This window comes from Lactobacillus sp. B4026 (genome assembly GCF_026535825.1).
Classification (GTDB): Bacteria; Bacillota; Bacilli; order Lactobacillales; family Lactobacillaceae; genus Lactobacillus; species Lactobacillus panisapium.
In genome coordinates, this window is sequence record NZ_JAFNPD010000014.1 from 22,773 (window position 1) to 37,335 (window position 14,563).

Sequence of the window (14,563 nt, forward strand, 5' to 3'; positions counted from 1 at the left end):
TGCCTTAAAAATGGTTTTTCACAAAACTAAGAATTACATATTATAGTTAAAACTTAACCTTTTAAATTTATTTATATTATTTGAAAACATAAAATAAAAAATCAGACACTTTTTGTGCTTAATAAAAATAAAACTTCTATATTTAAGTAGAAATTTTACCACTTTTTACATTTTACCTACAAAGTTTAATGGCCTTAAACTAAAATTTAACCATTTTTTGAGTTTATCTCTTTAAATCAGCAACCATAAATGCAAATTTGGCTCTTTTTTGCATTTAGCTCTTTAAGTTGGCAACCTTAAATGCAAATTTTGCTCTTTTTTGCATTTAGCCTTTTATGTTGGCAACCTTAAATGTAAATTTTACCTTTTTTTGCATTTAGCCTTTTATGTTGGCAACCTTAAATGCAAATTTTTCCAATACAAAAAGCACTTCCCCTTATCAGAGAAGTGTTTCTTTTATATTAATTACCAAATATGAACACGTTTATCAGGATCAAGCCACATACCGTCTTCAGGCTTAACGTCAAAGACTTTGTAAAATTCATCCTGACATTGTGATTGTACATTAGCACGTAATGGACCCGGCGCATGCACATCAACGGCAGTTTGACTCTTAATTGCCTCAATCATTTGCTTGTTGGCCCAAATCCGGGCAAAGTTTTCAAACAACTTCTTAAGATCATCATTTTCATTCTTAGCTGCTTCAACTGCGGCGGTTAAGCCACCTTGATCGGCGATATTTTCCGAAACGACTTGCTTACCATTAATGGTAACAGGTCCATATTGAATGCCATCGAACAAATCGATCTCAGCTTGAGTACGCTTCTTGAATTCAGCGTAATCCTCATCAGTCCACCAATTCTTCATGTTGCCGATCTCATCAAATTTTGCACCATTGTTGTCAAAAGCATGGGAAACTTCGTGAGCAATCACAGTACCAATACCACCAAAGTTAGTAGCACGGTCTTGCTTCAGGTCATAAAATGGTGCTTGTAAGATAGCTGCAGGGAAAGTTAGGTCGTTTCTAGTAGGATCATAACAAGCATTAACCAAATTGCCTGGCATTGCCCAGATTGAGCGATCAACTTCTTTATGTAACTGTTCAATATTGTACTTTTGCTCTTCCAAGGCAAATGCACGTTCGTTTGAATAAAGACTGCCACCCTTACTTGCAGGAATAACCTTTAAACGGTTGTAAATTTCTTCAACCTTATCTGGATAACCAATCTTTAATTCCAAAGCTTCAACTTTAGTAACGGCTTGTTTTCTGGTTGCTTCAGATAACCAATCATTATTACGTAGACGATCCTTGTAAACCGTTAGCATCCGGTCAATCATGTCTTCTACGTCTTTTTTGGCATCCTCACCAAAGTAAGTCTTACCATAGTAAACGCCAACCACTTCACTGAAAGTATCATTAGCAATGTGGTATGCTTGCTTTTCACCATTAGTCAGCTTTGGTTGACCTGATAATGCTTGACTGAATGGAAATGCAGCTTCACGGAATTCTTGCGATAATGTTGACGCAACGTCGTTAATAAAGTTGACAATCATCCAGCCTTTAATTTCGGCGAAATTATCTTCATTTACCAATTCAGCAAAGTGATCCAAGTAACGAGGCTCTTGAACAATGATTTGTTCAGGCTCTTCGCCAATAATTTCTTTTAGATAATAAGAAATCTGGAATTTACCAAATTTAGCCTTAAAGTCGGCAATACTCATTGGGTTGTAGCAAGCTGGGTAATCTGCCCATTCTTCTGAGGACTTAACTACCTTTGCAAGCTTAGCGTCATATTTAATCGCATTTTCTGCGTATTTCTCTGCCTTCTTGGTAGACATTCCCGCCATTTCCAGCAACTTAACAGACTGCTTTTGCAAAATAGCAAGCAAACTTGCAGCATCATCGGTTTGATAAGTTGTAGTGTCAGGTAGGAAAGTACCCGGGCCAGAAAAGTTTAAGCCGTTAATTTTCGCATTTTTTAAATCTGGTTCAACATCAAAAACAAATGGCAATGATGCAAAAGTTGAAAGATCCGGTGCATTGAGGTTGAAATCAGAGAAATCCTTGATACTATCAAGCAAGGCTAAGTCAGACTCAATTGGTTCAGCACCATCACTGTTACGCTTATCAAAATCACATGCAAGTTGATAAAGTTTGACTGCTTCATCCAAGTTAGGTACATCTGGTACCTCTTTTTTACCAGAAGCAAAATCAGCAAAATCTTTCATCAAGAGCTTTTCAACGTTCACCTCAATACCGTCAAAAGCTGCCATTCGTGAGCGATCTTCAGGAATTTTTGTTTTTTCAATCCATTCTGAGTTAACGGCTAAGTAAAGGTTGTCTTGTGGTCTTGTGCCAACCTTAGGTTCAATGATGTTGCCGCCACCGCCGCGAACTGCAAAAAATTTATTCATCAAAAGAGTCCTTCCTTTTTTATCAAAATTAAAATTAGACTAAATTAATATTATCATTTTAAGCAAGCAGCAGATATTAAAAAGCCTTTACAAAATTACTTAAAAAGTTTGATATATTTACGTAGTTTTGCATGAAGTGGGATTAATAACAGAACCATTAAGAAGATCCCCGTAGCAGCAATGATAAAGAATGGGATATACCCAGCTCGATCAATAACCATTCCGCCAAATAGCGGACCAAAGGCCTGGCCAATCCCACGAGCAACATTGATTTCTCCTTGATACTTGCCCTTACTGCTCATTGGTGACAAATCATTAATGTATGCTGGAACAGCTGGAAAAGCAGTTGCTTCGCCTAATGTTAGAATCACCATCGACAATGCAAAATGGGCAAAATCACGAGCAAAAATAAGCGTTGCAAAGGAGATTGCAAACATTGTTGTGCCAAAAATAATTTGTTGGAATAAGTTTTTAAACAGATGAGGGAATCTAGCTAGAATAACCTGCACTGTGACAATGATTGCGCCGTTTAGCGTCCATAACAAACTGTATAAATGGAACGGGATCCCTAATGACACCATATAAACAGAAAGGTTGGATTCCCAGTTCATATACATCAGCCACGTTACCGCTAACGAAATAAGAAAACCAATCATTAGCATCATATTATGCTTAGGCATTGGCTCCGCTTTAGGCTTCTCACCAGTATTTTTGCTCTTAGCTACACGCTCTTTATGAAAATTAATAACTGGGCGGTAGTGAATCGCCGCGTTAATGCAGGCAATTGCAAATAATGATGCGGCTAGTAAGAATAAGAACTCAATTGAAAAGTCATAAAGATAGCCAACAAGTAAGGTTCCTGTTACTGTACCCACATTTTGGGCAAAGTAAATTAAGTTAAAGACATAGCGACCAGGATAATTACGCAAACTTGTTGCAATTGAGTTAATCATTGTGCCGTTCCAGCCGCTGACAAAACCCGTGATAATTAGCCAAATCCAATATGCTGGCCAGCCGTGGAAAAAGGCCATAAAAAATAAGACTAGTGCATCAGTCCCCAGACCAGCAACAATTAGTGGATATGGATTACAGCGATCATATAAACGTCCAGCTGTAAAAGAGCCTAGTACGTTACTTGCACAATTGCAAAATAATACCAGTCCAATTACTGATAGACTGATGTGCAATTGCTTATTTAGATAGACCGAAGTGAGGGGCCAAACAAAGCTCGACCCAATCCATGTTGCTAGCTCTCCTACTAGCAGCCAGCGTAACTTAACTTCTGTTTCATTATTTGATCCATGTTTAAGTTTCATTTATTCAGTCCTTTCTATAGTTGAATTCCATTAACCAGTTTAACAAGTTGCGCGCCAAAAGAACACCCCGAGTTTACTTTAATACTAACGTGAAAAGCTTAATGACTTTTTTAAGCGCACAAAAAAAGATGATACTCAGTTCAGAGCCAAGATCATCTTTTGGGGTCTGCTTTTAATAAAAATTAACTTTTTCAAGATATGCTTCTAAAACAAGCAGCTTCAAACAATTAAATGCTAGAAGCGCTTTTTCCGGAAAATTAGATAGCCAATGATAAAAAAGATCATGATGTAAATTATTGATCCAAGCAAAATTTGCGGGTTACGCAAATGTGTTATCTCTACATAGGTAATAAAGTTGCCATATTGCCTTGTCAAGTTAACCATGTTAAACGGATTCCATTTCATAATTCCAACGAGCATATGCCTTCTCGTTAAACTACTAGAAATTCCTTGCCCCAAAAAAGTAACTAGCAAGCTGACCGTAATCACAACCGCATTGTTATTAATTATGCAGGATAATAAGAAAACAATCGTAATAATTAACATTGTCGTAACTAAGTCAATTGCAGAAACCTTAAGCATGTTAATCCAGATTGGCTGATGATAAAGATAAATTGAGTTCCAATTCACATTGGACCTAAAGATTGTGTAACGCAAGATAATAGTATAAAAAATAGCTAGAACATGAAGAAAAATATCGTAAATAAATATTGCAAGATATTTTGATAAATAAACCTCAATCTTATTCGCTGATTTATACAAAAGCGTCAAGATAGCATTATTTTGAAATTCCATCGAAAAGCTAGTTGCACCAACAATGACCAAGATAAACATGATAAAGTCAGAGGAGTCATAGGTCAATGCTAAGACCAATTTTTTTGTATCTTCAGCCATGGCAAAGCCGGTCAAAATCATCAGAAACAATAGCAAGATAGCCGAAATCCAGGTAATTTTTCGGTGTACCAATTTATAAAATTCTTGTTTAATACTATAAGCCATTCTAAAAGCCTCTTTCCTAAACGCGCCGGTTTTTAAACAAATAATAGCCAAATACTACAAAGATTAGTCCATAAGCGATATTGGCAATAATTAGTTCACTATCTAGCAAGTGCGAAGTTGATATCAGCGATGTCCTTGTCAGTTGTTGAGAAATGAAAATCATGCTCATCGGATTCCATTTGATAATACTTACAGCCTCGGGAAACGACCGCATCAACGCACCAGAAAAACCTGCGCCAAAAAAGGCTAAAACGATCCCGATGCAGACTACTACCGCATTATTTCTGGTTAACATGCACAGCATAAAGGATAAGCCAGTAATAAAAAAGGAGTAAATAATTGCCCCCAGCATATTAATCAAAAGGTCAAAGATTAATGAATGCCCGTTAATAGTTGCACTCCAGTCATATTTATGACCAGTAAAAAGAAAGCTAAACAAAAAGGTAAGAAGAATTGCCACTACTGTGAGAACAACACTATAGATAAAAATGACTAAGAATTTAGCTAAGTAAATCTTTAGTTTGCTTGTACTTTTATACAACATTGTCAGAATCGTTCTGTTCTTATATTCCATTGCGAAAAAGGCTGAACCAACTGCAATTATAATTAGCGGAATCCATTCAATTGCCCCAAAACCATAGCTTAAATTGCTTCGTTCAATGGTTTTGCCAGAGACAATGTTATATAGCATGGCAAAAAACAGGACTAGTAACCCATATAACGAAATCTTTTCATGATTAAATTTATAAACTTCTTCTTCTAAACTTTTGCCCATAATGCCTAACCCCTTTCTTTGCCCAAAATATTAACAACACTTTTGACCTTTCCGATATAAGAACTAACATTTTCAAGATTGAGCATTGTATTATTTTTAAGTTTCATTATTTCATTCACTTTCAGAAAATTTTAAAAGATAATTTCTCACTAGTGTATTACATATTCATTACGCTATTACAATATCACAAAATATGGTATTAGTACAAGTGCTCTTTTAGTGGTAAAAAGACGTTAAATACAAAAAAGCCATCTGACTTCATTAACACAATTGAAGCCAGATAGCCTTTTAAGTTAAACCATTGTTACTAAATCCTGAAAATCTTATCTTTTTACATACTTACTTGCTTTTTCACCAGCAATTCGCCCTGAATTCCAAGCAAAAGCATTGCTTAAACCCTCAATTGTCGGATAAGAAGAGTCAAACATCCCTGCCGCATCATTACCAACAGCGTAGATACCCGGAATTACTGCATGCGCTTCAGTCAATGCTTCAAAATTCTCATTAACTAGGCCTCCTCCAACTGTGCCTAGCGTTGTCGAATTAGCACGAACAGCATAAAATGGCGCTTGTTTCACCCCAATAGACATAAACTCCGGCTTTTTATAAAAATCAGAATCGGTGCCCTTTTCCACTAATTGGTTGTAACGCTTTACTGCTTGCGTTAAATTTGCAGCATTGACATTCATTTTTTCAGCTAATTCAGTCAATGTATTGCCTTTAAAGGCAGCATTTTCACTAATTGCTTCTTGCAAATCTGCTTCAATTGTAGCAAAGGGTCCAACTTGGTGTGTCATTGGCTTGCCATCTAGTAAGCGAAAGGTTCTTTCAAATGAACTTGTCCAATTTAATGACTTAGTTTTTAAAAACTGGACTAATTGCTGATCTAATAAAAAGTAATAATATCCGCCATTGGCATAAACCGTATCACCCCAAAGGGCAAAATCATAAACCAAGTCTTCATTCGTGAATCGCTTGCCCTCACGGTCAAGCCACAAGAAAGGTAAACAAGTTAAGGTAAAAATAGTTTGGTTATGCCATTTCGGATTATGTTTAGCAAAAACAGTCGCCGCATGATTTTCAAAAATCCGCTTATAATTATTCACACCACCTGCTTCTTTAAGCATTTTCAGGCCATCTCCAGTTGCCTTTCTCTCCCCCATTGAATAAAGGTCAGCCGGATTGATTGAACAAGACTTAGCAAGTTCGGCTTGATTACCGACAAATCCGCCATCAGCTAAAATTATTGCTTTCGTCGCTAATACCTTTTTCTCACCTTTAATAGTGACTTCTATCCCAACGACTTCACCGTTTTCTTGAATAATTTTGTTACCAGTTGTTTCTGTTAATAATGTGCCGCCCGCTTTAATAAAGTTGTCCACAACCTTCTGGAAGCCATTAAATTTATCAACAAATTGATGGTAAGTCTGTGGATGATTCTGATGCACCTCCTGTGTGTTAGTGACAAGCTCAGTTTCTAGCCCATTTTCCCTCATCCAATCTATCGTTGAAGCCGACTTCGCCAAAATTGCTTTAGTCATTCTGGCATTTGAAGAATGATGTGTGTAATTGATCACTTCGTGATAGGCATCTTCTAAAGTATATTTTTGTCCCGTTGCTTTTTGTGCTTTACTTTCAACCGCAAATAATCCCTGCGCACCAAACATTCCGGCACCACCAAATTTATCGCCTTTTTCAAGCAAGGCAACTTTAGCACCAGCTTGAGCTGCCGCTAAAGCAGCACTAATTCCTGATGCACCGGCGCCAACAACTACAATTTCAAATTTAGCCATAATTTTTTACTCCTTTACTATCTACCGTAATTATATTATTTTTAGTTAAAAGCGCTTTCTTGATTGTGCTTACGCAGAGTTAAGTCTAGGCTTAACTTAAGGATGAGGTGTAAAAATGTATGACCATGAAATTGATACTTTTATCGTTGTTGCTAAACTGGGGAGTTTTTCCGCTGCTGCTAGGGCAATGTACATCTCCAAACCGGCAGTCACCCAGCAAATTAATCTGTTAGAAACCAAACTAAGCTGCAAGTTATTTGTGCGAGATTCACATGGTGTTACTCTGACGGAAGCTGGCAAGCTATTTTTAGTCCAAGCTCACAAAATTAAGCAGCTATGTTTAGCCACCAAACAAATACTGCAAAACTACCAAAACACGCTGACTGTCGGAACCGGTTATTTAAGTACCACTAATTTGTTTGATCATTATTGGACAAAGTTTGCGCAAAATAAGCAGGTCAAGCTTAAGTTCCAGGAAATTAAGGACTACGAACAAATTCCACCTAATATTGATCTGATTGAGGGTATTTACTCAGAAGAACCTCTTCCTAAGCAAGGGTTTTTATTTAAAAAAATTACGACTACTCCTTTGATGGTAGCCGTTCCCCCAACCAACATCCTCGCCCAAAAGAAGCAATTGAAGATCACTGATTTAAATAACCAGCGAATTTGGCTGGTTAAGAATAATGTTTTAAGCCAATCAGCTCAGATTCAGCAATTTATCCAGCAAAATTGCCACCATGTGAATATCTCCAATTATTCCGTTTATAATAAGGCACAAGTTAACGCAGCACTTTTGAACAATAGCTTGATTTTAGTCCATCAAGCATTAGCTAGCTCCTGTGCACCATTCCTGGTGAAAAAAGTAGCCTGGAATTTTGACGCAGCAGTTGGCTTTTTCTACCGTAATCACCCTAATAATGTCACGCATAACTTTATTGCGAGCCTCATAACCAGCAAAAGCAAATCTGCTAACGGCTAAGTTGACACATTAGCGTGAGTGTCTCTTTTTTAGCTTTTTCCAATCAAACATCATGGATATTTCCCGTTTTTGCTTAAAAAACATGGTAAAAAAATACTCTGCAAAATCATTGATTGACCTCGCAGAGTAATTTGTTTTAATTTAGAATTTTTCTCATGCCCATGAATTTAAATAAATATTAGTCAAGTTCCAACTTATTTATCAAAAAACTGGCCTTTATTAACTTGGTAGTATTTCTTATAACGACCATAGTAATTATGAAACATGTATTTCATCAACAGCCAACGCTTAAAGTTGCGGTCTTTGTCATAAAAGACAGTCGTTCCGCATCGACCCTCATGAATCAATTCTTCCGCTAAATTCTTGGCTTCGTTGTCGCGCGCATATTCCTTAAAGACTTTAACCGGAATTCCTAGCCAAAGGACGTGCTTTGACTTTAACTTATTGCCATAGACCGTTTCCTTGTTTTTCAAGTTGTCATAGACATAGTCATCAACATACCACTTAGCCAAATTGTAGCCATTTAGGGTAACGTAGAAACTTGATCGGCCTTGACGCAAGTTGATTTCAAAGAACTTGTATTTACCATCCCGCGTATCGTACTTAATATCAAAATTGGCCATTCCAGTGTAATTCAATTTTTCCAAAAAGGCTTCGACTTGCTCGTAAAGCTTTTCATTGTATTCTGGCAAAATCGCCATGTAGTTCCCGATAGATTGCGGCGTTGGGTCTTCTAAAAGCGGGTGACCCATACACATCATTTTCACGTGATGGTCTTTATCAACATAAGCGTTTAAAACGCGCATATTGGAGTCATCACCTGGAATAAAGTCTTGCGCAATTAAATCGGCTTGATAGCCGTTGCCGTAGATTTTACCAACAATATCACTCATCTCAGTTTCATTGTGAATGGTAAAGGCCTTTTTCCGGCCCTCAAAATGAACATCTAGCCAAGAAACCGGATCTTCCGGTTTTAATTCGATTGGATAATCAAATGGGAATTCCAAGTAATTACCAGCCTTAAAGTCAGCCATCGTAATGATCTTTGTTTTTGGATATGGCAAGCCATACTCTTCCGCAATCTTGTAAAAACCTTCTTTTGAAATCAGTTTTTGCAAAAGATCGTACTTAATATATGGAACAACGAAAACTTGTTTTAGTTCATCTTGGTGCTTTGATAGCAGTTCGGCATAGCCGTCCCCACAAGCAATCAAAATTACCGGTTCATCGTGATCTTGGTAAATTTTCATTTGCTCCCGCATTACTTCAATGAAGGTCGGGTCTTCACTAAAGCCGTGGTGCAGTTCAACGTTAACGATCTTGGAATAACGCGTAGGCGCTAATTGTGTATCAGCCAGTGCCTTAACACTAATGCCGTATGCTTCGTTAAAAGACCTGGCCATGCCATAAACATTGATATCACTGCCAAGTAAGATAGGTGTAAAATCTTGTTTCATTTGAAAAATCTACTCCCAATTAAACTAATTTTCCTTGTTCAATTAAGCTGGCTACTTCCGGCTGAACGTGTTGGTATTTCTTGACCGTTTCTTCGTAATCAACAAAGAATAATTTATACCAAACAAGGAATGTATAAATGGTCCAAATCTGACGGCGGTGTGAACCATCACCTTGATAGTTATCATCTAGCAACTGCAAAATCTTATCTTGCTCGAAAATGTCCTTAACAAATTCTTCGCTGAATAATTCCCGCACTTGCTTATAAAAACGTGGTTCTTGCAGCCATTCTTTAATTGGTGTTGGGAAACCAAGTTTTGGCCTTTTAGCCCATTCATCTGGCAAAACTTTTTCTGAAGCTTTACGTAAAGCATATTTAGTATCATGCTTATTAACTAAATAATCCGTTGGAATCGAATTAGCCCGTTCCGCAATCTTCTTATCAAGATACGGGACACGTAATTCCAAAGAATGTGCCATTGAAATCTTGTCGGCCTTTTGCTCAATGTCATTAAGCATAAAGTGATGCAAGTCGATGTATTGCATTTGCCGCACATTATCAAGGTCTTTAACTTTCTTAAAGTCACTTTGGTAAATGCCATTTACCGTTAGCTTATTGCGATATGATGGCTTCAAAATGCTATTGGCATCTTCTGAAGTAAAAATCGTCGGGTAATCCATATCATAAATCACGGATTGACCCACATAGAATTCACTCGGTTCCGCCAAATTAGTGTAGAGGTGAACCTTGCCAGGGAAGTTAGGCATCTTCTTAATCTTGTGCGCTAATTTGACCCGGCTCTTCTTCGGCAACTTCTTACACTGCGAAGTAAAAGCCTTAATAACGCTGTTATGCGTGTGCATGCCGTAGTTGACATAGCCGGCAAACAATTCATCCGCACCTTCCCCAGAAAGTGCAACCGTAACATGCTTACGGGCCATTTTACACAGATACCACAGCGGAATAATTGACGGATTGGCGTCAGGCTCATCCATGTGATACTGCATTTCCGCAAAATCATGCATGGCTTCATCGGCTTTTACCTTATCCGAGAAAAATTTCCACCCCTTCATGTCAGCCAGTGCCTTAGCCTTAGAGGCCTCATCGTAGGTGGCATCATCAAAAGAAATTGAAAAAACATCGTCTGGATTCAAGATACTTGTAATGTAACTTGAATCAACCCCTTCAGATAAGAAAGCACCAACAGGAACGTCAGCATTATGATAGAGCTTAACTGTTTCTTGCAAGTCCTCATTGATCTTATTGACGGTTTCTTCAAAGCTAAGCGTGTTAGCCTTATATTCCGCATCCCAATACTGGTGCGTCTTCATTTCACCATCTTTATATTCAAACCAATGACCAGCAGGGAAACGGTAAATTCCCTTAAAGAAAGTTTCTGTTAAATCATTATATTGGTTCATTAAGTATGGCTTAACAGCTTCAATGTTAAGGCGTCTCTTAAAGCCTGGAAAAGCGAGAAAGCTCTTGATTTCTGAACCAATCATTAAATGGCCGTTTTCATTGCTATAGTATAGCGGCTTGATTCCAAAGAAATCGCGCGCACCATACAATGTCTGGGTATTATCATCCCAGATGGCAAAAGCAAACATGCCACGAACCCGTTTGAGCAAGCCATCCATGCCCCACTCTTCAAAGCCATGAAGAAGTACTTCTGTATCGGATTTAGTGGTAAAAGTATGACCGGCCGCAATCAATTCTTTTCTTAACGGCTTAAAGTTATAGATTTCACCATTAAAAATAATTGCCCGCGTTTTGTCTTCATTATAAATCGGTTGACTACCGCCACGTAAGTCAATAATTGACAGACGCCGAAAGCCTAAAGCGACTTTATCATTGGTATAGAAACCATCTGAATCAGGACCACGATGCTTAATTGCCGCCATCATCTTGCCGATAGCAGCTTGTTTATCATTTATTTCTGGATTATAAAATGCGACAATTCCGCACATAGCTTATCTTTCCTTAATATTTGTTTATTCGTTTAATTTATGTTTTTAGTTTAACTTTCTTATTATAGGCTAAAAGCCGGGCAAAAACCAAATTGCCCGTCTTTTTTAATTAAATATAAAAAATTCTTCTCTTGCTGGCAGCGCCGTAACCAAAGACCTGAATAAAATGCCGATCAGAGTCAATATTGACAATATAACCTGCGAATTCGGTTTGATGATCAATTTGCCGCTTCCAGTTCTTATTGTACTTAGTCGTTAAAACATGGTTAGGGCCCATTAACGCCGAGCAATTAAACAAAATATATTGAATACCGTTAATCCTAAACTGGTCTTCAACATGCCGATGACCGCAAAAGTAAGCAATAATACGGGCATTTTTAACATTAGTAAAGTCAAAATCGTTTGCCAAGCGAAATTCTGGCGGAATACCACGGCTTGAATGCATTTGCCCTTTTTCGCCCTGATTAAAGGCAACAAGCAGTTCGTGAAGTGAGCGCCCATTATACTTCAAAGCATTCGAGCCTTTGCGGTTAATTGGATTACCATGACTCATGAAGACAATGTTTTTGTTGGAAGATTGCTGCAGAATCTCAATGATTTCTTCAATCTGATCTTCCCTGATTGCTAACGTAATCTTTGCATCGTAGCGCTTTTGACCTTGTGCATTTAAAATATACGGCAAATCCGAAGTATTGACGGAAATAAAGCGAACATTATCTACATCAAAGTAACAGACACCGTGCTGACGTGAAATATAATGCACGCCCTTTTGACCGTACATTGCTGGCCACATGATTTTTTCAAATTCATTTTCGGGAAAAGACGCCTTTAAATCATGACGCTCATCGTACTTATCGTTTTCATCATGATTACCCTTAATCATCAAGTAAGGGACCTTATCCGACTTAAATGAGTTGCGCAGCTTAATTAATTCACTTTCACCTAAAAAACCGGTGTCGGAGCCATCAATCCAGTCGCCAAGATGGACTTTTAAATCTAACAGGCCTGAATCGTCCAAGTAAGAAAATTCATTAACGTGCGTTAAGCCATTCCAACCATAAAAGTCCGTACTATTGCGGTCTTTATAATGCGTATCGGTAATCACACTAACGTTAACCGAATTTTTTCCAGCCCGAATATGGCCTTTGACACGTTTAAGAAATTCATCCAGGTATTCTTCAACGATAAACCGGCGACCGGTTTTACGGCTAACAAAAGCGCGGTAACGCTCAAGTTCAGGGCTGAATTCACGAACATATTCCGGTGCCAAGTTAGCAGTCTTTTCTAAACTGAGCGCTTGGTGCAAAACTTCGTCTTCATCCTTATAGACAGTCAAGTTATACGGTTGATTATTAGGCGTATGCTGCTCGCCATCAACGTGATATTCCCCTACCGTCAAGTAATCCTGCATCGGATCAAGCGGAACATTTTTTTCACTAAATAAGTGGTGCAGCTTAGCCCCACTAGCACGATCAAATAAACCTATTGCATACTTAAAAACACTCATCATCTTGCCTCAACCCAAAGAAAAAAGCTGGGCACCTGCCGCAGCTCCAAAAATTATGCGTTGCTTGCCAAAGCGTGGGCTGCTAAACCGATTGACAAAACTGCATCTTTAGACAATACTTCTTGTAACACTTTAGGTGCAATTGCTTGAACCGCACCAATTACCTTTAAACTATAAATTACTACATGTAAATCAACTGACTCATTATAAAAATCGTCTTCGTAAGGATCCTCATGATTATATGTCAGATTAATTTGATCCTTATTAGCATAACCATCCACATGATTAGTTAAAATCCGATCGTGTAAGTCAGTCAACTTATCTGACAAGTCAATCAAAGTTAGTTTATGATCACTCTCAGCTTCATAGTACTGATCTTCCGTCATTTCAAAGTAATCTTTAATCGGATTATGCAATACATGCAGGTTATCAATTGCTTGATAAACAGCCTCTGCGTCAAAATCTGTTTCTTTATTTAAAATACTTTCTTGATTTTCGGCCAAGTTATCGGCCAGAGTCACTGTATCTAACTTTTCCATGGTATCCTCCTAAAGTTTAGTCTATATTATACCAAAAAAACTAGTATTGCACTTTTCAGGAACAAATTTTTATTCTTTTACAGCCGAATTCAGCAACAATCAAAGAAAATTGTCAGCTAAGCAAATATTGCACCATTTTTTAACTAAAAAAAGAAAAAGGCCAATTTTTGCGTAATTAGTTATAACAAGAAAATTTTTTAATTAAAGGAGAAACCAACATGCAAGAAAAAGAACGTTGTCCTTGGAGCAGCACCAACGATTCCTTAATGGAGCAATATCATGACCATGAATGGGGTAAACTCAATTTAGATGAGTCCTACTTATACGAAATGCTGACATTAGAATTATTTCAATCTGGACTTAATTGGTCAGTCATCCTTCATAAACGGGAAAACTTTCGCCGTGATTTTCACAATTTTATCCCAGCGGAAGTCGCTCAAATGGATGAAAATGACATTAATGATTTAATGCAGGATAGTTCCATTGTCCGTAATAGACAAAAGATTACGGCAGCAATTAAGAATGCCCGGGCGATCTTGATTATCGATGCCACGTACGGTAATTTTGCCCATTATCTGCAGACTTTTTGTAAAACACCGATTGTGCACCATCCGCTAACACAAGAAGATGTTCCTAGCACAAATAAAATTGCGCAAAAAATGGCTAAGCAAATGAAAAAAGATGGTTTTTCTTTTGTCGGACCCGTAATTTTATACTCATTCTTACAAGCCGTTGGTCTAATCAATGACCATCTGGAAAATTGCCCGTTTAAGTATCACGGATAAGTAGCTCAAATTGGTATTTTTGGAAA

At 37.7% G+C, this 14,563-nt stretch carries 11 protein-coding genes; 2 read left to right on the forward strand and 9 right to left on the reverse strand.

Going from position 1 to position 14,563, the window contains the following annotated elements:
• Positions 1-465: 465 nt before the first annotated feature.
• The 5 genes from J3U69_RS09795 to J3U69_RS09815 all read right to left on the reverse strand — a co-directional run bounded on the left by J3U69_RS09795 (position 466) and on the right by J3U69_RS09815 (position 7,298).
• Positions 466-2,415, reverse strand: coding sequence for a M13 family metallopeptidase (locus J3U69_RS09795; protein WP_220220245.1), 1,950 nt, complete (start codon positions 2,413-2,415; stop codon positions 466-468).
• A 95-nt stretch (positions 2,416-2,510) separates the two neighbouring features.
• Positions 2,511-3,731, reverse strand: a complete 1,221-nt coding sequence (locus tag J3U69_RS09800) for an MDR family MFS transporter (protein ID WP_220220246.1) — start codon at positions 3,729-3,731, stop codon at positions 2,511-2,513.
• Between the two features lie 234 nt (positions 3,732-3,965).
• On the reverse strand, positions 3,966-4,730 hold the full coding sequence (locus tag J3U69_RS09805) for an ABC transporter permease (RefSeq protein WP_267413934.1): 765 nt from the start codon (positions 4,728-4,730) through the stop codon (positions 3,966-3,968).
• 16 nt (positions 4,731-4,746) lie between these two features.
• Positions 4,747-5,505: an ABC transporter permease gene (locus tag J3U69_RS09810; RefSeq protein ID WP_267413935.1), complete on the reverse strand. Its 759-nt coding sequence runs from the start codon at positions 5,503-5,505 to the stop codon at positions 4,747-4,749.
• Between the two features lie 323 nt (positions 5,506-5,828).
• Entirely contained in the window at positions 5,829-7,298 is a 1,470-nt protein-coding gene (locus J3U69_RS09815) for an FAD-dependent oxidoreductase (RefSeq protein WP_267413936.1), read from the reverse strand.
• A gap of 115 nt (positions 7,299-7,413) precedes the next feature.
• On the opposite strand from J3U69_RS09815, the gene J3U69_RS09820 reads away from it, so the two are divergent.
• Positions 7,414-8,280 (forward strand): LysR family transcriptional regulator, encoded by an 867-nt coding sequence (locus J3U69_RS09820; RefSeq protein WP_267413937.1) that lies wholly within the window; start codon positions 7,414-7,416, stop codon positions 8,278-8,280.
• Positions 8,281-8,474: 194 nt separating this feature from the next.
• Here the strand turns inward: J3U69_RS09820 and J3U69_RS09825 are convergent, their stop codons facing one another.
• From J3U69_RS09825 to J3U69_RS09840, 4 genes are all read right to left on the reverse strand, one after another.
• The gene (locus J3U69_RS09825; RefSeq protein ID WP_103753010.1) at positions 8,475-9,737 is read right to left on the reverse strand and encodes a carboxylate--amine ligase; all 1,263 of its coding nucleotides are present in this window, start codon (positions 9,735-9,737) and stop codon (positions 8,475-8,477) included.
• A gap of 19 nt (positions 9,738-9,756) precedes the next feature.
• Entirely contained in the window at positions 9,757-11,706 is a 1,950-nt protein-coding gene (gene asnB / locus J3U69_RS09830; protein ID WP_220220251.1) for an asparagine synthase (glutamine-hydrolyzing), read from the reverse strand.
• 109 nt (positions 11,707-11,815) lie between these two features.
• Positions 11,816-13,213 carry a metallophosphoesterase gene (locus tag J3U69_RS09835; protein ID WP_220221213.1) on the reverse strand — a complete coding sequence of 466 codons (1,398 nt, stop codon included), beginning with the start codon at positions 13,211-13,213 and terminating at the stop codon, positions 11,816-11,818.
• A 53-nt stretch (positions 13,214-13,266) separates the two neighbouring features.
• Entirely contained in the window at positions 13,267-13,752 is a 486-nt protein-coding gene (locus J3U69_RS09840; RefSeq protein ID WP_220220252.1) for a hypothetical protein, read from the reverse strand.
• 218 nt (positions 13,753-13,970) lie between these two features.
• Between J3U69_RS09840 and J3U69_RS09845 the strand changes: the two genes are divergently transcribed.
• Entirely contained in the window at positions 13,971-14,537 is a 567-nt protein-coding gene (locus J3U69_RS09845) for a DNA-3-methyladenine glycosylase I (RefSeq protein WP_267413939.1), read from the forward strand.
• Positions 14,538-14,563: the final 26 nt, after the last annotated feature.

Coding starts and splice junctions, on each gene's coding strand:
- J3U69_RS09795 (WP_220220245.1), bottom strand. CDS start 2,415: ATGAATAAATTTTTTGCAGTTCGCGGCGGTGGCGGCAACATCATTGAA.
- J3U69_RS09800 (WP_220220246.1), bottom strand. CDS start 3,731: ATGAAACTTAAACATGGATCAAATAATGAAACAGAAGTTAAGTTACGC.
- J3U69_RS09805 (WP_267413934.1), bottom strand. CDS start 4,730: ATGGCTTATAGTATTAAACAAGAATTTTATAAATTGGTACACCGAAAA.
- J3U69_RS09810 (WP_267413935.1), bottom strand. CDS start 5,505: ATGGGCAAAAGTTTAGAAGAAGAAGTTTATAAATTTAATCATGAAAAG.
- J3U69_RS09815 (WP_267413936.1), bottom strand. CDS start 7,298: ATGGCTAAATTTGAAATTGTAGTTGTTGGCGCCGGTGCATCAGGAATT.
- J3U69_RS09820 (WP_267413937.1), top strand. CDS start 7,414: ATGTATGACCATGAAATTGATACTTTTATCGTTGTTGCTAAACTGGGG.
- J3U69_RS09825 (WP_103753010.1), bottom strand. CDS start 9,737: ATGAAACAAGATTTTACACCTATCTTACTTGGCAGTGATATCAATGTT.
- asnB (WP_220220251.1), bottom strand. CDS start 11,706: ATGTGCGGAATTGTCGCATTTTATAATCCAGAAATAAATGATAAACAA.
- J3U69_RS09835 (WP_220221213.1), bottom strand. CDS start 13,213: ATGAGTGTTTTTAAGTATGCAATAGGTTTATTTGATCGTGCTAGTGGG.
- J3U69_RS09840 (WP_220220252.1), bottom strand. CDS start 13,752: ATGGAAAAGTTAGATACAGTGACTCTGGCCGATAACTTGGCCGAAAAT.
- J3U69_RS09845 (WP_267413939.1), top strand. CDS start 13,971: ATGCAAGAAAAAGAACGTTGTCCTTGGAGCAGCACCAACGATTCCTTA.